This is a genomic window from Nostoc sp. ATCC 53789 (assembly GCF_009873495.1).
Lineage (GTDB): Bacteria > Cyanobacteriota > Cyanobacteriia > Cyanobacteriales > Nostocaceae > Nostoc > Nostoc muscorum_A.
Genome location: NZ_CP046703.1, coordinates 7,271,472 through 7,297,162, shown reverse-complemented (window position 1 = coordinate 7,297,162; position 25,691 = coordinate 7,271,472). Strand labels below are relative to the sequence as shown.

The window sequence follows — 25,691 nt, the reverse complement described above, 5'->3', positions numbered from 1 at the left end:
GAGCGAAGACCATCTCAACAATTAAACACAGGGAGATTCTCTTTCATGGCTAAGAACGTCATCATAATGATTGGGGATGGTATGGGCTGGGAAATGGCTCGTGCTGCGTCCATCTACAAAGAGATTCAAAATGGTAAGACAGGTGCTAATCTAAGTGATTTTTATACCCAAGGCAAGGGTCAAGGACTCAACTTTCAAACACTCCAAGGCTACGGTTTAGCAACTACCTACGGGACAACGATCGCTGGTAGTAATGGAGTTTTTAGCACTAGTAATTCAGCTCTTGACGATACCAATCCCATTACCGGAGAGAGCCAGCTTCGTCCTGGTTTCACCTTTGATCCAACTTTTAACCCAGGTAATACCCCAGCCGGTGGTGCAAAAGTCAGTGATGGTGCTGTTGGGAACCTAGTAGGTTATGACCCTATCAGAGGTGGCGCTAACCCTTGGACTCCGGGTAATGACCCTGAATATATTAAGTACAGCTATCCTGACTCGGCAAACACCGCTACAACTCTGTACACTGGGGTCAAGAGCTACAACAGCGCTATTGGCGTTGATATTTTTGAGAATCCTCTAGAAACAATTCTCAAAACGGCGAACCAAGTTGGTAAATCTACTGGTTTGGTGACTTCAGTTCCTATTGACCATGCAACACCTGGTGCTGCTGCTGCCAACGTTAACCGTCGCAATAAGTATGATGGTGACTATCCGGCATTAGACAACATTCTGCAACAAGAACTCCGTGTCTATCAACCGACGGTATTACTTGGTGGCGGACACCCGCTTTCTGCTCCTGGAGACTTACTACCATCGGAGGTTGAGCCGAATACAAGCAATGAATACATTAGCCAATCTACCTACACAGAACTTAGTACTAAACCCACAAACAACCTCTACGATTACACTTTTTTGGAGCGGGGTGAGAATGCCGCCCAGAAACTAGCTGAAACTGCGGCGACAATCGATCCAGAAAAAGGCGATCGCCTCTTCGGTCTATATGGTGCGCGTGGTCAAAATGGTAACTTGCCTGTCAGTTCTGCCAACGGCGACTACAGCACCACTGGTTTAGATATGTTCAGCGTTTTCGCTAACCAAGGAGATAACACCAAAGTGGACACTACACGTCCACTGCTACCTGGAGAGACGGATGCATCTTTCATTGCCAAAGAGGTTAACGAAAATCCAACCCTCAATGACTTGACAAATGCTGCATTGGACGTATTAGGTAAAGACCCCGATGGTTTCTGGTTAATGGTTGAAGGTGGCGATATCGATTGGTCTGCCCATGATAACAACATAGACAACTTGATCGGCACCACTTTGGACTTCGATAAGGCAGTTGGATCAACAATTGACTGGATTAACAACAATGGTGGTTGGGATGAAAACCTACTAATCGTTACTGCTGACCACGATCACTACCTGACTCTCGACGGTAATTTTCCGACTTTAGTAAAAAATCAAGGTGCTGAAGCATTAACTAATTTAGATACCCCAGCAGAAGTTGGACATTACTGGGGGTCAGATCCTACTGTCAAATATGGTTGGGGAACTCACACCAACCGTCCCGTACCTGTTTACTACCAAGGTGCTGGTTCTGAAGTTCTAAATAGCTTGGTGGGTAAAGGTTATAACGCCTACGGTTCTGATATTCCGGGAATTGCGGGTTTAAATGATCAAACCCACATCTACCAAACGATGTTTGCTTCAATAAAGCCAAAAGTTGAGTTAGTAGGTTTTGCTTCTTTACCTGCTGATACCTATAGTGATGGGCCGGCTTCTGGTGCAGAAATTTCAGCCAATGGCAGAACCGGGCCTTTCCCTGGACAGCCAATTCAGGGTTTTAGCGGTGTTCAATTTGCTAACAGCAACTCTTTGTACTTCCTGTCAGATAATGGCTACGGTAGCAAAGATAATAGTGAAGACTTCCTGTTACGAATCAATCGTGTAGACCCGAATTTTAAGGGAACAGAAAATGGCGATGGCACTGTTAAAGTTTTAGATTACATTCAACTGTCTGACCCTAATAACAAGGTTCCTTTCCAAATTGTGAATGAAGGAACTACTGGAAGATTACTGACTGGTGCAGACTTTGATGTAGAATCGTTCGTCTTTGATAAAGACGGCACAATTTGGGTTGGAGATGAGTTTGGCCCTTACCTGCTACATTTTGATGCCAGTGGTAAGTTGTTGGAAGCTCCCATTGCTACACCCGACCAATTCAAAACTCTAGATGGAGAAGCACCTAAAGTTATTGGACACAGAGGCGCTAGTGGCGATCTTCCAGAACATACCTTAGAGGCATACAGAAGGGCAATTGAAGATGGTGCTGACTTTATCGAGCCAGACTTAGTAGTTACAAAAGATGGCGTGTTAATTGCTCGCCATGAACCTGCTTTGGCAATTTTGAACGCTGATGGTACTGTCAATCTGAGCAATACAACCACAGACGTTTACGATATTACCAAGTATCCACAGTTCGCCGATCGCAAGAAAACAGTCAGTCTAGATGGAACAGAAATCACAGGTTGGTTTGCTGAAGACTTTACTTTAGAAGAAATCAAGACTTTAGGTGCGATACAACGTTTACCTTTCCGCGACCAATCCTTCAATGGTCAATTTGAAATTCCCACCCTCGCCGAAATCATCGATTTGGTTAAGGAAGTAGAAGCTGAGACAGGTAAAAAAATTGGCATCTATCCTGAAACTAAGCATCCCACCTATTTTGCCGAAGAAGCTACTTATGTAGGCACTACGGAGAAAATTAACCGAAACATCAGTGAAATCCTCATCGATACACTCAAGGCTGAGAACTTCACCGATCCCAGTCGGATTTTCATCCAATCCTTTGAAGTCGGTAATCTCAAGGATCTCCACGATCGCATTATGCCTAATGCAGGTGTAGATATTCCCCTGGTTCAACTTCTAGATGCAGCAGGCATTGAGTTAGATGGTACGCTCATCGAAAGTCGTCCTTATGATTTGAGAGTCAGTGACGACCTTCGCACTTATGGCGATTTACGAACTCCAGAAGGTTTGGCTGAAATCGCTACCTATGCTGATGGCATTGGCCCTTGGAAGCGAATGATTGTTAGTGTCAAAGGTACTGATGCTAATAACGATGGTTTGGCAGATGATGTCAACAACGACGGCACAGTCAATGATGCTGACAGAACGCTGGTATCTCCCACTACCTTAGTTCAAGATGCTCATAATGCAGGTTTACAGGTTCATCCCTATACCTTCCGCGATGAAGACCTGTATTTAGCAGCAGATTACAAAGGCAATCCAGAACTAGAATTTCAGCAGTTCTTTCAATTAGGCGTAGATGCACTATTTACAGACTTCCCAGAGACAGGGGATAAAGTCCGAGATTTCTTGAGCGATCCTCAGAATAACTTAGTGCGATCGCCACAAAACCCCGATGTGCTTTCAGGAGATGCCTTTGCTAACTTGGGTGGCTCCAAAGGTTTTGAAGGTGGAGCAATTAACGCCAGCAAAACCAAGCTCTATATGCTGCTAGAGGGTACAGTTCAAGGCGATACTCCTGGTGCGTTGCGGATTAACGAATTTGACCTCGCCAGCCACAAGTACACTGACAAAAAGCTGTACTACAGATTGGATAATGCTGCAAATGCGATCGGGGATTTAGCAGTCATTAATGACAATGAATATCTTGTCATTGAGCGGGATGGTGGTCAAGGAGCCTCAGCTAAATTCAAGCGGATCTACAAAATAGACTTGTCTAAAGCAGATTCCAATGGTTATGTAGCCAAAGAAGAAGTTGCAGACTTGTTAAACATCCAAGACCCCAACGACCTGAATGGAGATGGCAAAACCACCTTTGACTTCCCATTTGTCACAATTGAAAATGTTTTAGTTGTTGACAAAAATACCATTTTGGTTGCTAATGACAACAATTATCCCTTCTCTACAGGTCGTCCTGGAAATGATCCTGAAAATCCAGTCATAGACAACAATGAAATTTTACTGCTGAAGTTGGAGAAGCCCCTTAATCTTGCTCCTGGCTTAGGTCAACCTCAAGCAGAAGAAATTAATTTTGGCTCTACTACCAGTGATGATATTATCGTTCAGCCAAACCAAACCTTATTCACAGGTGACGGCGCAGACTTTGTAGAAGGTACTAAAGGGAACACAATCCAGACTGGAAACGGTGAAGACACGGTACTAGCCGGCAGCGACTCCTCGGTGTCCACAGGAGACGGTAACGATCAAGTCTTGATTGGCGTAAATGGCCCTGCTAACAATACTAATGCTGATGGTGGTGCTGGTGATGATGAAATTACCGTAGTGGAAGCCAATGGTAGTAATAATTTGTTTGGGGCAGCAGGTGCTGATACTCTCACAGTAGTTGAAGGTTCGCGTCAATCATCCTTCGGTGGTTCAGGTAACGATACCCTCACTAGCAACGGTAGCAATAACCGTCTCTACGGTGGTTCTGGAGATGACAAACTCTTCTCCAGTATCAATGATTCCCTATCTGGTGGCGATGGTGATGATGTGCTATTTGCTGGTCAACAGGGCGGTAATCGCTTAACTGGTGGTACTGGTGCTGACCAATTCTGGATTGCTAACGCTAGTCTGCCAATTAGCAAGAACATCGTGACTGATTTTACAGTTGGCATTGATAAAATCGGGCTGGGCGGTATTGGTGTTACTCAATTTAGTGCCTTAACTCTATTACAACAGGGTAGCGATACTTTGGTGAAAGCCGGAAATACAGAGTTGGCTTCATTAGTTGGAATTACATCAACTAGCCTCACAGCAAATGATTTCGTTTTTTCTGCTAGTGTCATTTAGCTCAAAAATGATTAAGTAAGTTGAGGTGAAAAAAACTAAGTATGTTACGAAACGCAAACTGCTTTAAAACCCTTACTTATGACCAATGACAAAGGACAAATGACAGCCTTAGCCAGTTAGCTTTAATTTCGCCGATTTACTTACAGCTTAGGTTCAATGTTCAAAATGAATTAAGCTGTAGCGCCTTTGCTAACTCTAAAGAGTGATATTGCAATCATATTTTGATTTGCTCTCTATCTAAAGGATTAGATCCCCGACTTCTTGAAGAGTTGGGGATTTTTTTGTCCAAAATCTTAACTTGTTTATAACTTTCCTTAAACATTGAACAACTATCTTTTGAGACAGTAACCAAAGTTAAGTTCATTTAATTGTCTGCACCATTTTGTGTGGACACTAAGCATTTTGTCGCCAAATACTATTTAGGTTTCTGTAGCCAAGAATTTTTTGCTTGGGTTGAGCGTAATTAATTGCTCATACAGATACACAATTGCTGCGATTAATCGTAGCTCACAATACTTAAGGAATAGTAAGCATGGCTGATACAAATGGCAACGGTAGAAATGTCATTATTTTTGTTGCGGATGGATTGCGTAACGGTTCTGTAAACCCTATTGATACCCCAACTTTATATAGTGTCCGTCAGCAGGGAGTTAGTTTCGCAGCCATTCATTATTTCCCACATTTACCACCCCGAATGCTTCTGCGATCGCAACTGGGCATTATCTTGGCGATACAGGTGACTTTAGCAACACTATTTACACTGGTTTTCCTAGTCCTAATGCTAATGGTACTGTCACACCATTCATTGAAAATGATGCAGTTCTGGGGGATATCGATGAAAAGTTTCCCGGTAACAACTTTTTAGATGAAGAGTCACTCTTAGCTTACGCGCGATCGCAGGGTTTCAACACAGCAGCAGTTGGTAAACTAGGCCCAGTTGCCATCCAAGATGTCACCCAAGTTAACCGAGAAGGTGGTACTACAGGTACTATTCCTACTCCCGATACAATTATTATTGATGACACTACAAATGGTGCAACCCCGCCGCCTACAGCCGCCGGTTCACCTTCTGGTGTTCCACTCGATCCAGATATTGTCGCTCGTTTACAAGCGGCTGGTCTGGATATAAAACCGACACCGCGAGTCCAGCCAGCTGGTAATAATACAACTCCTGGCACTCTGAATGCCAATGTGGCTCAACAACAATATTTTGCAGATGCCACTACCAAAGTAATTTTACCCAAGTTTCAGGAAGATGGTAAACCATTTGCATTGGTTTACTGGTCAAGAGATCCTGATGGTACTCAACATAATCAGGGTGATAGCTTAAACACCTTGACACCAGGTATTAATGGCCCTACTTCAAAAGCTGGGGTCAAAAATGCTGATGATAATTTAAAGCAACTTCTTGACTATCTTAAAAGCACTGGCTTAGACAAGACTACTGATGTCTTTATTACTTCCGACCACGGTTTTTCTACCATCAGCAAACAAGCTATTGATAGCCAAGGCACAAAAACTACAAGTTATGCTGCCACTCAAACTTATGAGGGTGTAAATCCGGGATTTCTACCAGCAGGTTTTGTTGCAATTGATTTGGCTCACGATCTAGATTTACCCTTATACGATCCTAACCCTACAACCCTTCCCCCAAACCTCAACCAGATCCAGTATGCAACTGTTGATGCCACAAAGGGTCAACGTCCTATTTCTGGGAATGGTGTAATTGGTGGTACAGGTAAGGTAATTAATGGTCAACTTGATCCAGGTACAAAGATAGTTGTAGCTGCCAATGGTGGATCTGACTTGATTTATCTGCCCAATGGCAATGCTGACTTAGCCAAACAGGTAGTGGATTTGCTTTCACAAAAAGACTACATCAGTGGGATTTTTGTAGACGATGCCTATGGAGACATCCCAGGTGCTTTACCACTAAGTGCGATCGGGCTAAAAGGTGATGCTAAAACACCAGTTCCATCTATAGTTATCAACTTCAAAACCTTTAGCACCGATCCAAGCAACCCAAACAACCCTCAAACTCAGGTCGAAATTGCTGATACAACTTTGCAGCAAGGACAGGGAATGCATGGCAGCTTTGGTCGAGGTGATACCTTCAATAACATGGAGGCTATTGGCCCTGATTTTAAACAAGGCTATGTGGACTATGCACCTGTTAGTAATGCTGATGTAACGCCTACACTTGCTCGTATTTTAGGGTTAGATATTCCCAGTAATGGCGATTTGAAAGGTCGTGCCATTACAGAAGCGTTGGTGGGAGGCCCGGATACAGTTCTCTCCACTAAAGAAGTCTTGACTTCGGAAGAAACTGCTAATGGCCAAGCAATAATTCTGGATTTTCAGAGTGTAGGCAATACTCAGTACTTTACAGCCGCAGGGTTTGATGGTCGCACTGTTGGACTAACAACACTAGACCTTCAATTTGCTTCTACTAATAGTGATGATGTCACCCTCAAGCCAAATCAAACCTTATTTGCAGGTGACGGCGCAGACTTTGTAGAAGGTACTAAAGGGAACACAATCGTGACTGGTAACGGTGAAGATACGGTGCTAGTCGGCAGTGGCTCTTCAGTGTCCACAGGAGATGGTAACGATCAAGTCTTGATTGGTGTAAATGGCCCTGCTAACAACACTAGTGCTGATGGTGCTGCTGGTGATGACGATATTACCGTAGTGGAAGCCAATGGTAGTAATAATTTGTTTGGGGCAGCAGGTGCTGATACTCTCACAGTAGTTGAAGGTTTGCGTCAACTGTCCTTCGGTGGCTCAGGTAACGATACCCTCAAGAGTAACGGTAGCAATAACCGTCTATATGGTGGTTCTGGAGATGACAAACTCTTCTCCAGTGTGAATGATTCGCTGTTTGGTGGTGATGGCGATGATGTGCTATTTGCCGATCAAGGAGGTGGCAATCGCTTAACTGGTGGTGCTGGTGCTGACCAATTCTGGATTGCTAACGCTAGTCTGCCAATTAGCAAGAACATCGTGACTGATTTTGCGATCGGCATTGATAAAATCGGGCTGGGCGGTATTGGTGTTACTCAATTTAGTGCCTTAACTCTATTGCAACAGGGTGGCGATACTCTGGTGAAAGCCGGAAATACAGAGTTGGCTTCATTGGTTGGAGTTACATCGACAAGCCTAACAGCAAATGACTTCGTTTTCTCAGCTAGTGTAATTTAACCTAAATGATGATTACGATTACAGCTTTAAATTCAACAATTAAGCTGTAGTAAGTTGGCTATTGCGGGGGAGTAATACTCCCTCGCCTTTAATATCCTGTTTTATCCTGTGATTCTTAAAGCTGTTCTAGTTATGCCCCCCAATACTTTTCGGATAAACCCAACAATCTCTCTTTTGATCTGGGGAAAGGTTACTGGGCTTGGGGGAAAAGTAAATTCAAACCCTTTCCCTTTCCCCTTTCCCCCTTAACCGAAAAGTATTGATGCCCGCCCTAATCATCCAAGTTAAATGTAGAACAGCTTAATTTTACAATATACATGATACAAATACTTAGACATGGATGTACATCTGTACGCCCCTACAACCTACTGATGCGTTGCAAAGATTTATGCCAATTGTATAAGTCCTAACTGTTTTATACTATAAAATACTGAAATTATTAAGTATTAATAAGTAGAATTAGGGCACAAAAAATTTTGATGGTCATAGCCTGGAGTTCAACCTACCTCCAAACGGATTCCATTGCTTGCTTATCAGCTGTTAAAATCGCTGTCTTGCTTGCCCATCAAGGCATTGATTCTTCTTATCCTCTCAAATAAGCGAACATACAGTTAATACTCTCATTGCAAATCACCTCTAAAGTTTTAATTTTCAATGAAGATGTATTGAAAATAACTCAGATTTTGAGGAAATAGGTCAAAATAAAAAAACTAAATCTAAGAGTCAGTGCCCTTTCATATAAACATTATAGGATTGCGGCATGATTTCTTGTGAAATTAGTCTTGAAATATAATTTAAAAATTAAAAATATGACTAAAAAATGTAATTAAAAATACTAGTGTTTAAACAAACCTTGCGTGGTGTTGGAGCTATATTTAGTTTTCAAACATCATAATTCATCGTTACTTATTTATCTCGAAACAATATCCTACTCCACTTACATAGTTTAGTGGTTTATCCAAAAATCTATATCTATATAAAAGTATCTTTCAATATGAATTTTAGAACAAACCTTAGTATTTTTCACTCAGTAATAATTCTGATTTTGTATAGTTTAGTAGTAACATTAGCTGCATGGTTGAACTTGAGATTTGTTGAGTTAAAAATGCAGCACTACTTAAAAACTACAAGTTTTGCAAAAAGATATATTTTTTGCGGAAATAAAATATGAAAGCAATAACTGATTCATTAGCTAAAAATAAAAATCAATTTCTGGTAACTGAGTGTCAAACATCATTATCATCAGATAATAACTTAGAACGATATAATTTAACATTACCTATCTTGAAAGAATCCGAAAAAGACCTACTGATCGAGTGGAATAAGACTCAAACGGATTATCCTCAGCAAGCGTGTATTCATCAGTTGTTTGAAGCACAGGTTCAGAAAACACCTGATGCTGTAGCATTAATCTTTAATAATCAGCATCTCACCTATAGAGATTTGAATAGTCGTGCTAATCAACTGGCACAATATCTACAAACACTAGGTATAGGAGCAGAAACTCTTGTAGGTATCTGCATAGAGCGCTCCTTAGAAATGGTTGTAGCACTTTTAGCTATTCTCAAAGCAGGTGGAGCTTATGTACCGCTAGATCCAGGGTATCCACAAGAACGTTTAGCTTTTATGCTATTAGATACCCAGGTATCTATACTATTAACTCAAAAAGACCTAGTTGCTAAATTACCTACTCATACAGCATTTGTAATTTGCCTAGATGCAGATTGGCATACAATCGCCCAAAATAAAAAAGAGAACCTAAGCACTAACGTCACTGCTGAAAACTTGGCTTATGTCATGTATACATCAGGTTCTACAGGTACACCGAAAGGGGTTAGCGTTATCCATCGTGGTGTAGTTAGGCTAGTCAAAGAAACTAATTATGCTCACCTCACGGCTGAAGAAATAATTCTGCAACTTGCTCCTATTTCCTTCGACGCTTCAACTTTTGAAATTTGGGGTTGCTTACTTAACGGTGGGCAACTAGTAATTTGCCCTCCTCATACACCATCATTAGAAGAATTAGGGCAAATTATTCAACAATATCAAGTCACTACTCTTTGGTTGACAGCCGGCTTATTCCATCTCATAGTGGATGAAAAAATTGATGCGTTAAAATCTTTGCGTCAACTTTTAGCGGGTGGCGATGTCTTATCTGTTCCCCATGTACAGAAGTTTCTCCAAACAGTAGAGAACTGTCGGCTAATTAATGGTTATGGGCCAACTGAGAATACAACTTTTACCTGCTGCCATCTTATAACAGCGCCACTGCAACCAGGTGTATCTATTCCTATTGGCCGCCCAATTGCTAATACCCAAGTTTATATATTAGACAACAACTTCCAAGCAGTAGCAATTGGAGAAGTTGGCGAATTGTACATTGCTGGAGATGGATTAGCTAGAGGGTATTTGAATCGCCCCGAATTGACTGCTGAAAAATTTATTTCTCACTCATTTGATAGCAATTTAGCAACCCGCCTTTACACAACTGGAGATTTAGCTCGTTATCTCCCAGATGGCAATATCGAGTTTTTAGGTCGGGTTGACAATCAGGTAAAAATTCGCGGTTTCCGAATTGAACTAGGGGAAATCGAGCGGGAGATTGCACAACATCCTGATGTTCGGGAAATTGTTGTTTTAGCTCGTCAGGATGAAACAGGTGAAAAGCAGTTGACTGCTTATATTGTTCCTCACTATAACAGCAAATATACACACAATAATTTACGTAGTTTTTTACAGCAGCAACTACCTCATTACATGGTGCCATCAGCGTTTGTGATGTTAGAATCACTGCCTCTAACCGCAAATGGCAAAGTAGATAGACATAAATTGCCAGCACCAAGTAGAGAACGTCCGCAACTCGAACAAGCATACATTGCTCCCCAAACCGATTTAGAACGTTTGCTTGCAGGTATTTTGTCTGAACTGCTCAAAATCGATCGCGTTGGGATTGATGATAATTTCTTTGATTTGGGAGGAACTTCAATCTCAATTCTGCAAGTTGCTGCGCGAGTCAAACAGGAACTTGGTATTGAACTACCTGCTGTGAAGCTATTTCAGTATTCAACGATTGGCTCTTTAGCAAAATATTTGCATTCAAACCAGAACAGCCAACCGTCTCATGACAAGCTGCAAAATCGCGCTCAACGCCAACAAGCAGCTCAAGCTCGCCGCCGTAATCATCAACAAGGTGTTTAAGCAATGGTAAATATGCAAACCTCAGATAATCAAGATCCTATTGATGGTGTTGCCATTATCGGCATGGTAGGAAGATTTCCTGGCGCTGGCAATGTCGATGAGTTTTGGCGCAATCTGTGTGAGGGATTAGAGTCAACGACTTTTTTTCAAGATGAGGAATTAGATCCCAGCATTGACCCGAACCTTTGCAAAGATCCCAGTTATGTAAAAGCTAGAGGAATCATTCCTGGGGGAGAAACTTTTGATGCAGCCTTCTTTGGCATTAATCCACTGGAAGCTGTGGTTATGGACCCACAAGCTAGAGTTTTTCTAGAGTTGGTTTATGAAGCTCTAGAAAATGCTGGTTATGAATCAGAATCTTTCGATGGCTTGATTGGTTTATACGCTGGTTGTGGTCAAAATACTTATTTTGCCAACCATATTTCTGGACGTATGGAAATTGTCGATCGCATCGGCGAGTTCCAGACCATGTTAGCAAATGAAAAAGACTTTTTAACCACCCGTGCTGCTTACAAACTCAACCTTAAAGGCCCGGCTGTCAGTGTTAATACAGCTTGCTCTACTTCTTTAGTAGCAATTATTCAAGCTTGTCAAGCCTTAAGCAGCTATCAGTGCGATATGGCTTTAGCTGGTGGTGTATCTATGACTACACCTCAAAATAGCGGTTATATGGCTCAAGAAGGCAGTATGCTCTCTGGAGATGGTCATTGTCGTCCCTTTGATGCCAGCGCTCAGGGCACAATGTTCAACAATGGCGCAGGAATAGTTGTCCTCAAGCGTTTAGAAGATGCACTCAATGAAGGCGATCGCATCTATGCCGTAATTCGTGGTTCAGGTATTAATAATGATGGTGCTGATAAAGTAAGCTTTACGGCTCCTAGCGTAGACGGACAAGCAGAAGCCGTTGCAATGGCCCAAGCTTATGCCAACTTCCACCCAGAAACCATCTCTTATATTGAAGCTCACGGTACAGCTACACCTTTAGGCGACCCCATTGAAATTGAAGCGCTGACGCAAGCATTTCGTGTGCATACAGATGCTAAACAATTTTGTGCGATCGGCTCTCTGAAAAGCAATGTCGGACATTTAGTTGCAGCTGCTGGGGTAGCAGGATTAATTAAAACCGTTCTTGCCCTGCATTATAAAAAGATTCCACCTAGCTTAAATTTTGAGGCTCCCAATCCCAAGATTGACTTTGCCAATAGCCCCTTCTATGTAAATACCAAACTAGCTGAATGGCCAGAAGGTGAAACTCCGCGACGAGCCGGTGTAAGTTCTTTTGGTGTTGGCGGGACTAATGCTCATATTGTGCTGGAAGAAGCGCCACACATTCAAAATTCTGGATCTTCTCGTCCACAGCAGCTATTGTTGCTCTCAGCAAAAACTAGCACAGCCTTAGAAGCTGCAACAGTAAATTTGCAGCAATATCTCCAGTACAATGCTGAAATTAACTTAGCCGATGTAGCTTATACCCTACAGCGAGGGCGCAAAGCCTTAAATTATCGACGTAGTGTAGTTTGTCACGACATCACAGATGCGATCGCAGCGTTACAATCTTTAGATCCCAATCAAGTAAATACCCGCCATACAGAAATCCGTAATCCAGCCGTTGCCTTCATGTTCCCCGGACAAGGGTCGCAATATGTGGATATGGGACTGAATCTCTACAACCGTGAACCTGTGTTTCAGGAGGTAGTAGATGAATGTGCAGAAATCCTTAAACCATTACTGGGCGGTGATTTACGAAAAATTATATATCCCGCGCCAAGCGATCGCGAAACTGCGGCTATCGCCCTAAAGCAAACCTGCTTTACTCAACCAGCATTATTCGTCATTGAATACGCTTTAGCGCAACTGTGGCAAAGTTGGGGAGTCAAGCCCCAAGCGATGATTGGTCACAGCATTGGCGAATTTGTCGCCGCCTGTATTGCGGGTGTATTCACCTTAGAAGATGCGCTGATGTTGGTTGCAAATCGCGGTCGCTTCATGTGGGACTTACCACAAGGGGCCATGCTCTCAGTGCGCTTACCAGCTAAAGAGGTAGAGCCGCGATTGAGTCCAGAATTAGCGATCGCCGCAATTAACGGCCCTTCCCTGTGTGTAGTTTCTGGGCCAACAGAAGCGATCGCGGCTCTACAAAAACAACTAGAAAGCGAAGAAGTCGTCTGTCGCCGTTTACACACTTCCCACGCTTTCCATTCCCCAATGATGGATGACATCATAGCCCCCTTTGCTGAGGTAGTTAGGAAAGTTAAATTATCACCTCCTCAAATTCCCTTTGTTTCCACAGTTACCGCCGACTGGATTACAGCCCAGCAAGCAACTGATCCGATGTATTGGGCTACACATCTACGTCAGACTGTGCGATTTGCGGAGGGTATACAAACCTTATGGCAGCAACCAGAACGCGTACTGTTAGAAGTTGGGCCGCGAATCACAACTACGACCTTAGCCCGCCAACAAGCAAAAGATATTAAACAACAGATAGCGATGCCTACGGCGGGCAAAGCCTACGCTTCTCTGGGCGATAACGCTGAGAACGAAGCCGAATGGACAGCATTACTCAAGGCAGTAGGACAACTGTGGCTAGCAGGAGTATCTATTGACTGGAGCAACTTCTATCAAAGGGAAACGCGACAACGAATTTCTCTGCCTACCTATCCCTTTGAACGCCAACGCTTCTGGATTGATCCTTTACCTCATCCCAATCGCGCAGCAACTCCCAAACCTTCAAATCCCCAGTTAGAAAATACCCAAGATATGATAAAATCTCCTCAGCAAAAGCTTATTCCTCTGCTAAAAGAAATTATTGAAGAAACATCAGGATTGGAAATCGCTAGTGTTGACGATTCGACAACATTTTTAGAAATGGGATTAGATTCTTTATCACTGACTCAAGTAGGGCTAGCGTTAAAGAAAAAATTTCAAGTAAAGGTAACACTTAGGCAGTTACTAGAAATTTACCCCAATTTAGGAACACTGGCTGACTTTATCAATCCAGCCTTGTCTCCCGAAACTTTATCTGCATTAGGATTAACAGAAACTGTTGCAGAACCCATTCCAGAAGTACCATTACCAGCACCTGCAACCACATCACCCACTTTGCTAGTGCATGAAGTTCATACAAATGGATCTGCACCTCAGATTTCTGCCCAACCTGCTGCATCCAGTTTCTTCGAAAATGTGATTAATCAGCAGCTACAAATCATGAGTCAGCAATTGGCACTATTGGGTAACAACAGTCAACCTGTAACAATCCCAGTTGTACCTGCAGCGACACCTCAAAATAATGGTGTCAAACCACAAAACGCCGTATCTATCCCAGCGACTCAAACGAGCAAAGAATCACCTGCATCGGTAGACACGGAATCAAATGGCCCTAAAAAGGCATTTGGTGCGGCTGCTCGAATTGAAAAAACCCAGACTAAAACTCTGACAACGCAACAACGAACTTATCTAGACAAAATTATTCAAAGATACACACAACGGACTAAAAAATCCAAAGAATATACTCAATCCCATCGCCCTTATTTGGCAGATCCAAGAACTGTTTCTGGCTTTAACCCGACGATGAAAGAGATGGTTTATCCCATCGTAGCGTCTCGTTCATCGGGTTCTAAACTTTGGGATCTTGATGGCAATGAATATGTCGATTTAAGCAATGGTTTTGGTTTGAATTTGTTTGGTTGGTCGCCACCTTTCATTACCGAAGCAATTGAAGTACAACTGAAACTAGGCATGGAAATTGGGCCGCAGACTCCCTTAGTTGGAGAAGTGGCAAAGCTGATGTGTGAGTTGACCAACTTTGACCGAGCAGCCTTCTGCAACACAGGTTCGGAAGCGGTTTTGGGAGCGATGCGGATGGCACGCACCATCACAGGGCGTAACTTAATCGCCATCTTTTCTGGAGCTTATCACGGTATTTTGGATGAAGTAATTGTTCGGGGGACAAAAAAACTCCGGTCAATTCCTGCTGCTCCTGGTATCCCACCCGAAATGGTAGAGAACATTTTGGTGGTGGACTACGACTCACCTGAGTCTCTAGAAATCCTTAGAAGCCGGGCTGATGAGTTAGCAGCAGTGATGGTTGAATCTGTGCAAAGCCGTCGCCCTGAATACCAGCCCAAGGAATTCCTTCAGCAATTACGTGATTTCACTGAAGAAGCTGGTATTGCTCTAATTTTTGACGAAATCGTTACCGGATTTAGAATTCATCCAGGTGGCGCTCAGGCACATTTTGGTATCAAAGCTGATATAGCAACCTACGGCAAGATTGTGGGCGGTGGACTACCGATTGGAGTCATTGCTGGCAAATCGCAATATATGGATGCTTTAGATGGTGGATTTTGGCAGTTTGGGGATGACTCAGTTCCAGAAGTTGGCGTGACTTACTTTGCCGGAACTTTTGTCCGCCATCCTTTAGCACTAGCAGCCGCCAAAGCAGTACTTCAACATTTAAAACAGAGTGGCCCCAGCTTGCAGCAAAATCTCAATGCCAGAACCGATAAATTTGTAGCGGAACTTATGGGCTATTTCCAGAAAGTTCAGGCTCCGTATACAGCTTATAACTTCGGCTCCCTGTTTATGGTGAAATCTGCACCAGAGTTTCCTTACGGAGACTTACTATTTTATTTACTGCGGGATAAGGGAGTGCATACTTGGGATCATCGTCCTTGCTTCTTGACAACAGCTCATTCCGAAGCCGATCTAGCTTTTGTAATGGCAGCCTTTAAAGAAAGTATTGCCGAAATGCAGTCTGCTGGCTTTTTGTCTGCACCGCCCATAGAAGTAACAAACAGCGAAGTTACCAATAACAGCCTACGTAATCGTCCTCCGCAACCTAATGCCAAATTAGGACGAGATCCCCAAGGCAACCCCGCTTGGTATATCCCCGATAGCGAGCGGCCTGGGAAGTATTTACAAGTTGCAAGTGTTTCCTAAGTGCTTTAAAAAATTGGCGTTGCTGATTGCAAGTATGAAGTCATATCAAAAAATGTCAATTCTTACTCCAATTCAGCAACACCAAAAATTCACTGTGTTTGCAAATATTAAATACTCATCGATTAGGGCTTTTTATATTAACTGATAATGTACTTAAACCTAGTTCAAGTAAGTCTTAATAAGATCATAGTAGAAATTAGAAGCTAAACTTTTGACAGATTTGATATAGCAAAATGATTTTTATAAATAGTGTGGGCAATGCTCACCAAAACCATAATTGGGTGAACAACTTGTATTTCAAAAATCTCATAAAACCATCAAGATTATCCTAAAAATATCTAACTGTTTATATTCTTGAGATAATTCAATGCCAAAAATATCAATGTATAACCAAATCAATTCGCTCACCGCTCTGCGCGGTATTGCAGCTTTGGTTGTTGTTGTACATCATTTCTCATATTACACTTTATCTAAAACTGGTTCAACTTTATCAGCATATAGCAATTTTTTTCGTAATGGATATTTGTGGGTTGATTTTTTCTTCATTCTGAGTGGTTTTATCATGACCCACGTTTATATTGAAGATTTTTCATTAAAAGTTAATTCATCTAAATATCGTTCATATTTATCGTCGCGTTTTGCCAGAATTTATCCTCTACATATATTTATTTTATCTCTATTTATCGGATTAGAAATTTTAAAACTATTTTTACTAAATAATTCTGCTTTTACTGGCAAATTTAATTTAACTGCCCTTTTTGCTAATATTTTCCTTCTTCAAGCATTCGACTTAAATTGCCCACCTTTATTTTGGTGCGATACTTATTGGAATGAGCCAGCTTGGTCAATTAGTGTAGAGTTTGTTATTTATTGTATATTTCCATTTCTCTTATTTTTATTATTACGAAATAATGAGAAAAATGATTTAAGAATTTATGTCTCTGCTCTCTTCAGTATATTACTACTAATTGCTTTTACCCGTGGAAATTTAGATAGTATTATTGGCATACCTTCCATAGCTAGGTGCGGGCTAGAGTGCATACTCGGCATTATAACTTATAAAATTTATCACAGAGGTAATTATAGAAATTATTTGAATCTTAACTTACTAGCAATTATAGCTATAACTTGGATAATTCTGATTATGAATTACTACTGGACTTATTGGCGTAGTCTTCATGATTGGCTAGTTTTACCAGCTTTTTCTCTCCTAATTTTAGCTGTATCTATCAACAATAATAGTGTAATATCAAAATTTTTAAATTCAAGGTTGATGCTGTATTTCGGGACTATATCTTACTCGATTTACATGGTTCATTGGTTTGTTCAAGAATTGTTAAAAACATTATGGATTTATAAATTCCACCATGCTTTTGGCAAAGGATTCACAGAATATGAAGCCTTGACATCTTTAGGAGTATTTCTTATGATTATCATATTGGCTGCATCATTGACATATAGATTTGTAGAGGTTCCAATGCGTAATTATTTAAAGTCTACAATCTTGGCTAAACAATGAATTTAAATGCCAATACTTTGACAAGAAAAAATTAAATTTTACTTTGAATAAACTGAGAAAATAATAGAATTTTATGAGCTTATTACCTGTAGATTACCAATCCAGTTTAACTGCGGTTGATTTTGATCCATTTGCAGATGGAGAATTACTTCTAACCGCCCCTGCCACAGAATCACAAAAAGAAATCTGGGCTTCTGTACAAATGGGGGATGCTGCCAATTGTGCTTATAACGAGTCCCAATCTCTGCGACTAAAAGGCGAACTTGATGTCAAAGTTTTCCAGTCTGCGGTGGAAAAGTTAGTACAACGTCATGAAGCACTACGGACAACTTTTAGCACCGATGGCAATACACTCTGCATTGTTGCTTCTCGGCAAATTGAAATCCCTATTATTGATGTTTCTAACCTGGAACCACAAGAACAACAGGAAAAATTAGCTAGTATCTTGCGACAAGAGGTAGAGCAACCTTTTGATTTGGAACATGGGCCGCTATTTCGGGCAAAAATTGTCAAATTGCAGGCGCAGGAGCATCTAGCTACTTTGACAGCACATCATATTATTTGTGATGGTTGGTCTTGGGCAGTGCTGATGCCAGATTTGGGTAAACTTTATTCTGGCTTGCAACAGGGTATTGTTCCTGAATTAGAAGAACCAGACAATTTAAGTGAATATGCGATTTTGCAGGAAGAAGAGGCGGATAGTCCAGAAGCGATCGCTACAGAAAAATATTGGTTACAACAATTTGCTGACACTGTACCTGTTGTAGATTTCCCCAGCGATCGCCCCCGTCCACCACTCAGAACCTTTAATGCTGCCCGTGAAGATTGGCATTTAAGCCCCGAACTAGTTGCCAACCTCAAACAACTAGGGACAAAACTCGGTTGTAGCTTTATGACTACTCTCCTGGGAGGATTTGAGGTTTGGCTACACCGTCTGACAGGACAAAACGACTTGGTTGTTGGTATTCCAGCCGCCGGACAAGCTGCTTTGGGGCAATATAATCTCGTAGGCCACTGTGTAAACTTATTACCATTGCGTAGCCAGATTGATGGCGAAAAATCTTTCAGCGACTATTTGCGATCGCGGCGATCGGCTGTATTAGATGCTTACGATCATCAACAATTTACCTTTGGTAGTCTGGTCAAAAAATTAGTTTTGGCACGGGATTCTAGCCGTATTCCCTTAGTTCCCATTACATTTAATATCGATCAGGGTTTAGATAGTGATAAACTTCCCTTCACTGGGCTGGAAGTAGAATTTTTCTCTAACCCCCGTTCCTTCGAGAATTTTGAACTGTTCATCAATGCTACGGAATTACGTGGTCAGATGACCCTGGAATGTCAGTACAACACTAATTTATTTGACGCTGACACTATTCGCCACCGGATGGCAGAGTTTGAAACTTTGTTATTGGGAATAGTTGCTAACCCTAATCAAAGTATTGCTAAATTGCCAATTTTACCAGCAGTTGAGCAACAGTTATTAACAACATGGAACCAGACACAAACAGACTATCCCCACCATAAATGTATTCATCAGTTATTTGAGGAGCAGGTAGAACGCACCCCTGATGCTGTGGCGTTGGTATTTCAAGAACAGCAACTTACTTATCGAGAGTTAAATATTCGCGCCAACCAATTAGCCCAATACCTGCAAACATTAGGAGTAGGTGCAGATGTTCTTGTGGGAATCTGCGTCGATCGCTCCTTAGAAATGGTAGTAGGTCTTTTAGGGATTCTGAAAGCAGGTGGAGCTTACATCCCCCTAGATCCTGGGTATCCGCAAGAACGTTTGGCTTTCATGCTTTCAGACACCCAGATCAAATTACTGTTGACCCAAAAACAGCTAATTGACAAACTACCTGCTCACGCAGCAAGTGTAATTTGTTTAGATACTGACTGGGATACTATCAACCAACCAACGCCAGAGAATTTAATTAGTAATGTCAAGGCTGAGAACTTGGCTTATGTAATGTACACATCTGGTTCTACAGGTCAGCCCAAAGGTGTTAGTGTTATCCATCAAGGTGTAGTTAGATTAGTCAAAGAAACTAACTATGTAAGCCTCACTAACAAAGAAGTATTTCTACAAATTAGTCCTATCTCTTTTGATGCTTCAACTTTTGAAATTTGGGGTTGTTTGCTGAATGGTGGAAAACTAATAATATTCCCTCCCCATACGCCATCTTTAGACGAATTAGGGCAATTTATTCAGCAATATCAGGTGACAACCTTATGGCTAACGGCGGGTTTATTCCATCTAATAGTCGATGAAAAAATTGATGCTTTAAAACCCTTACATCAACTGTTAGCAGGTGGTGATGTTTTATCCGTTACCCATGTCCATAAATTTATCAACACAGTAGAAAACTGTAAACTAATTAATGGTTACGGGCCGACAGAAAGTACAACTTTTACCTGCTGTTATGAGATTACAGCACCACTAAAGCCAGGGGCTTCTATTCCTATTGGTCGCCCCATTGCTAATACCCAAGTTTATATATTAGACTCCCATTTACAACCCGTCCCAATTGGAATCACAGGTGAGTTGTATATTGGTGGCGATGGTTTAGCACGAGAATATTTCAATCGCCCGGATCTGACGGCTGAAAGATTTATTGCCAATCCCTTTAGCTCAGATACTCAATCACGCTTATATAAAAGTGGAGACTTAGCTCGCTATTTGCCAGATGGAAAGATTGAATACCTGGGTCGGATTGACAATCAGGTAAAAGTGAGCGGTTTCCGTATAGAATTGGGTGAAATTGAAATTGCACTTTTGCAATATCCGGCAGTAAAAGAAGCGGTAGTAATTGTTCGAGAAGATGCTCCTGGTGAGAAAGTGCTGGTTGGTTATTTTGTCGCAGAAGCTGGTCAAGATAGCCCGCAAATAATCTCCGAATTACGTCGATTCTTAAAACAGCAGCTTCCTGAGTATATGGTGCCCAAGATTTTTATGGCACTGGAAGCCTTGCCGCTAAATGCTAACGGCAAAGTTGATCGTCGGGCACTACCAAAGCCTGATTCTTTCCGCCCAGAACTGGAAGCAAATTATGTAGCACCTCGCACTCCCATTGAGCAGCAGATTGCAGATATCTGGACACAGGTTTTAAATGTCAGGCAGGTTGGGATTTACGACAACTTTTTTGAATTGGGTGGATATTCTCTACTAGGAATTCAAGTGGTTTCTCGACTGCGCCAAGCTTTGCAGGTAGAAATCCTCATGTCCAATTTATTTGAATTACCAACGGTAGCAGATTTGGCTGAACGAGTGGAAACTCTGCGTTGGGCAACCCAAGGTGTTCAGGCTGCTGATAGTGAAACCGCCGATGATTATGAGGAAGGTGAGCTATGAAAACATTAGATGAACTACTCTCTGAACTACGTCAGCGCGATGTCAAACTTTGGTTAGAGGGCGAACGCTTACGCTATCGGGCTGCAAAAGATAGTCTCACACCGGAATTGCTCATCAAGTTAAAAACTCAAAAAGCCGAAATCGTCAACTTTCTAAAACAAATTACTACAGCCGCGAGTTCACAGATTCCCCCAATTGTCGCTTGTGAACGGAATGGCAACTTGCCGCTTTCCTTTGGTCAGCAACGGATATGGTTTCTGCATCAATTTGAACCTAATAGTTCCTCAAATAATATGCCCGTTGTGGTGCGTTTTACGGGGAATCTGAATGTTGCTTTCTTAGAGGAAAGTTTGAGAGAAGTCGTCCGCCGCCATGAAGTTCTGCGGACAACTTTTCCAGCCGTAAATGGCAAGCCCACTCAAGTCATTGCCACCGATGTTTCCTTGACGCTGCCAATAATTGACTTGCGGCAAATACCAGATGAACAAAGGGAGGCAGAAGCTCTCCTACTGGCAACTAAAGAAGCTCATCAACCTTTTGATCTAGCCAATGGGCCGATTTTGCGGTTGCTGCTACTGCGGTTGAGCGATCGCGAGCATCTGCTAATCTGGAATATGCACTGCATAGTTTGTGATGGAGCTTCTTCTGATATATTTTATCAAGACTTCACTACCATCTATAAAGCATTGTCGGCAGGGCTGGCTTCTCCCTTAACTCCCTTACCAGTGCAGTATGCCGATTTTACCAATTGGCAATATCAGTGGCTCCAAGGAGAGGTTTTAGAGTCACAGGTAAACTACTGGAAGCAAAAGCTAGAAGGCAATTTACCGATCATTGAGTTACCTTACGATCATCCGCGTCCTCATGGTGTGCAGACATATCGGGGCGATCGCGCTGCCCTGCTGCTATCAAAGACGCTGAACCATGCCCTGACAGACCTGAGCCAAAAATGGGGTGTTACCCTCTTCATGACTCTACTGACAGTGTTTGAGCTATTGCTCTACCGTTATTCTGGACAAGAAGACCTACTGATTAGCTTTGCTAGTGCAAGTCGGGGACAAGTAGAAACCGAGCGGCTGATTGGATTTTTCTCTAATACTCTTGTAATGCGGGGTAACTTAGCAGGAAATCCAACTTTTCGACAATTATTAGACCGCGTGCGTAAGGATTGCTTAGAGGCTTATACCCATCAAGACTTACCATTTGAGAGACTAATTGAAGAACTTAGACCAGAACAACAAAGTCGGAACAGTTCGCCTTTATTTCAAGTAAAGTTTTCCCTCAATCCTCCTTGGTCAAATGGTCGTGGGATGGGAGGATTGCAACTACCTGATTTGACTATTACTTCTCTATTTGGTTACATCTATCATGGCAAAACCAAATACGATCTAACATTAGTCTTGCGGGAACAGGATAATGGTCTGGGCATGGTATTTGATTACAATGCCGAGATGTTTGATGCCAGTACCATAGAGCGAATGTTGGGACACTTCAAAACTTTACTTGAAGGTATTGTTGCTAATCCCGATCAGCCGATATCTGAATTACCTCTGTTGACAGCACCTGAGCATCAATTATTGGTTGACTGGAATGCCAAACAGGCTGATTATCCGCAGAATACTTGTATCCATCAGTGGTTTGAGGCTCAAGCTAAACGAACTCCAGATAATATTGCAGTAAGTTTTGAAAATCAGCAACTAACCTATCAGGAACTCAACCAGCGTGCAAATCAATTAGCCCAGTATTTGCAAACTCTAGGGGTAAAATCGGGGGTACTCGTCGGTCTTTATGTAGAGCCTTCGCTAGAGATGATTGTGGGGCTGTTGGGTATTTTGAAAGCTGGGGGAACTTACGTATCCATAGTTCCGACATCTGGGCAAGATGGTCTGGCTCTCATTTTAGAAGATGCCCAAATATCCGTAGTGTTAACCCAAAGCTCATTGGTTGAGAAACTCTCTGAGCATCAGCTACAAGTTATCTGTTTAGATAATGATTGGGAAGGTATCGCACTACATACAACAGAAAATCAAGACTATTATACCACAGATCAGACTCTCGCCTGTGTAATGTATGTGTCCGGCGGCAATGGAAAACCTAATGGTATAGCCATTACCCACCGTAATCTTGTCACCCACAGCCTAGCAATCAGTGACACTTGGGAGTTGATCCAGAGCGATCGCCTCCTACTCTTACCTAGTATCACTTGCAATTCTTTTATAGAATCATTGTTCCCCACTTGGATTGCTGGTGCTACTGCAATTATCCAGTATCAAGAGTTACAATCTACAGCGCAGTTTTTCCCATTCATTGCTCAACAACAGATTACCGTTGTTAATCTACCTACGTATTTTTGGCATCAGTTAGTTAAAGAGCCGTCTCTATCTCCACAAACCTTGCCAGCCAGCTTGCGCTTAGTCATGGTTGGTGGTGAAAAAGTCTCACGTAATGCTTATTTAACTTGGGTAGAAAAATTTGGCAAGCAAGTACGTTGGCTTAATGGCTATGGATCGCTAGAAACAACCCTAACCGCCACGGTTTACGATCCGGCAACTGCCAGTGAAGCCAGTAACACTCGGCCAGAAATTCCTATAGGAAAAGCGATCGCCAATACCCAAATCTACATTCTCGATCGGCGATCGCAACCCCTGCCAATTGGCGTTACTGGCGAAATATACATCAGTGGTATTGGTATTGCACAAGGCTACTTTAACCGTCTCGAATTAACATCTGAGAAATTTATCCCCAATCCCTTTAGCAGCGAATCCGGGTCATACCTTTACAGAAGTGGCGACTTTGGGCGCTACTTAAGTGACGGCAATATTGAGTTTATTGGCCGCCGAGATAATCAGGCTAAAATTCGCGGTTTTCGGATTGAATTGACAGAAATTGAGACAATTTTAGCTCAATATCCAGGCGTGCAGAACGCTGCGGTGATTGCCAGAGAAGATGTTTCTGGGGACAAACATTTAGTTGCTTATCTTGTTCCCAAACAAGGAGAGGCTTTGGGAAATGAGCAACTACTGAGTTTTCTCCAGCAAAAGCTACCTGAGCATTTGTTGCCTACCTTTGTCATAGTTGATTCTCTGCCGTTGAATGCTAATGGTCAAGTTGATCGTCAAGCCTTACTTGCTCTCAATCCAACTAATACTGAAAGAGAAAAAATATTTGCTACGGCAGAAAATCCATTACAACTTCAATTAACAGAAATCTGGGAAGATGTTTTAGGAATTCATCCCATTGGAATAACAGATAACTTTTTTGATTTGGGTGGACACTCATTGCTGGCAGTACGTCTGTTTTCTCAGATTGAAAAGATAGTGGGGAAAAATCTAGCTCTATCTATACTTTTGCAAGCCCCAACCATTGAGCAGTTAGCTAATATTGTTGAGCGAGAAATATACTCAAAACCTGGGGTTGCGGCGGTACCAACAGCTGATGTCAAGTCTGAAACATCAATTCCTTGGTCATCTTTAGTAGCTATTCAGCCCAACGGTTCTAAGCCTCCTTTCTTCTGTGTACATGGTTTGGGTGGAGAAGTTCTACGTTTCCGTGAATTGGCTGTGCATTTAGGATCAGATCAACCATTTTATGGACTACAACCACAAGGGTTAGATGGAAAACAGCTTCCTTATACCCGAATTGAAGACATGGCAGCGCACTACATTCAACAAATCCAGACTATTCAGCCATGTGAGCCTTATTTAATCGGTGGATACTCTTCCGGGGGTTTAATTGCTTACGAGATGGCTCGGCAATTGACCATACAAGGTAAGGAAGTAGCTTTGCTAGTTCTATTTGATACTTACGGTTCAAAAAATACTGAATCCCTATCATTGCAAAAGCCAGCCTCTCGTGATTGGAAGAGTCTTTTAGCAATTACATCTAACTATCTTATTGAGCAGGTAAAAGGAAATACAGAACGGTTTAAGTATCAAATCAAAGAGATACTCTGGCGCTTTGTTTTTCACTTTCACTTGATTCTCGGTCGCCCCTTACCTTACTCCAACCGGAAATACATGGTGGAAAATGCTACCATACAAGCGCTCAGAAAATATGTTCTACAAGTTTACTCAGGTAAAGCAACCGTATTCCGAACAGAAGATGGTCTTGTAGTTGAACAACGAGAGGCTGATTCCAAAATGGGTTGGGGTAAATTGGCATTAGGGGGAGTGGATATCTATGATATTTCTGGGATTCATAATTCCATTTTTAAAGAACCCCATGTACGATCTGTGTCTGAAAAAATGAAGTCTTGCATAGATCAAATTATTGCAGAAACCATAGGAAAGAAGTAACTCAGCGAGGTACAAAACTTAAGTCTCTAAGCCAGATATAAAAGCTATTTTGACCCGCTCAAAGTTCTTTCTGAATTGTGTAGTGATAGCTTTTCAACCTCATCTTACTTGCGGGATGGGGTTGTTTTATTTGCGGGTAATAACTTACACTGGCGTTCGCCTGTTGGGGAATAACACCTTTGGTTTTGAGGATCTACTAAATAGATATCTCCGAAAAAGTAGAGACGTAGCAATGCTACGTCTCTACAAGGTTCCTGGGTAACACATATTTAATTTAGGGAGATGTCTAATGGTGGTGATAAAGATTACAACGGCATCATTGTACAGTTAAATTTGAGTGACAGTACTGTCTAATATT

The 25,691-nt window shown here is 42.0% G+C and carries 7 protein-coding genes; all 7 read left to right on the top strand.

Annotated features, from left to right (window positions below):
* Positions 1-45: 45 nt before the first annotated feature.
* The 7 genes from GJB62_RS30040 to GJB62_RS30010 all read left to right on the top strand — a co-directional run bounded on the left by GJB62_RS30040 (position 46) and on the right by GJB62_RS30010 (position 25,333).
* A complete protein-coding gene (locus GJB62_RS30040) occupies positions 46-4,824 on the top strand; it encodes an esterase-like activity of phytase family protein (protein ID WP_114080339.1) in 4,779 nt (1,592 codons plus the stop codon).
* Positions 4,825-5,529: 705 nt separating this feature from the next.
* Entirely contained in the window at positions 5,530-8,025 is a 2,496-nt protein-coding gene (locus GJB62_RS30035; RefSeq protein WP_245246207.1) for an alkaline phosphatase family protein, read from the top strand.
* 1,167 nt (positions 8,026-9,192) lie between these two features.
* Positions 9,193-11,223 (top strand): non-ribosomal peptide synthetase, encoded by a 2,031-nt coding sequence (locus GJB62_RS30030; protein ID WP_114080340.1) that lies wholly within the window; start codon positions 9,193-9,195, stop codon positions 11,221-11,223.
* 12 nt (positions 11,224-11,235) lie between these two features.
* The gene (locus tag GJB62_RS30025) at positions 11,236-16,164 is read left to right on the top strand and encodes a type I polyketide synthase (RefSeq protein WP_245246050.1); all 4,929 of its coding nucleotides are present in this window, start codon (positions 11,236-11,238) and stop codon (positions 16,162-16,164) included.
* Between the two features lie 367 nt (positions 16,165-16,531).
* Positions 16,532-17,683, top strand: coding sequence for an acyltransferase (locus GJB62_RS30020; protein WP_114080342.1), 1,152 nt, complete (start codon positions 16,532-16,534; stop codon positions 17,681-17,683).
* Between the two features lie 73 nt (positions 17,684-17,756).
* Positions 17,757-21,038 carry a non-ribosomal peptide synthetase gene (locus GJB62_RS30015; RefSeq protein ID WP_114080343.1) on the top strand — a complete coding sequence of 1,094 codons (3,282 nt, stop codon included), beginning with the start codon at positions 17,757-17,759 and terminating at the stop codon, positions 21,036-21,038.
* On the top strand, positions 21,035-25,333 hold the full coding sequence (locus tag GJB62_RS30010; protein WP_114080344.1) for a non-ribosomal peptide synthetase: 4,299 nt from the start codon (positions 21,035-21,037) through the stop codon (positions 25,331-25,333). The genes GJB62_RS30015 and GJB62_RS30010 overlap by 4 nt, the downstream gene beginning before the upstream one ends.
* Positions 25,334-25,691: the final 358 nt, after the last annotated feature.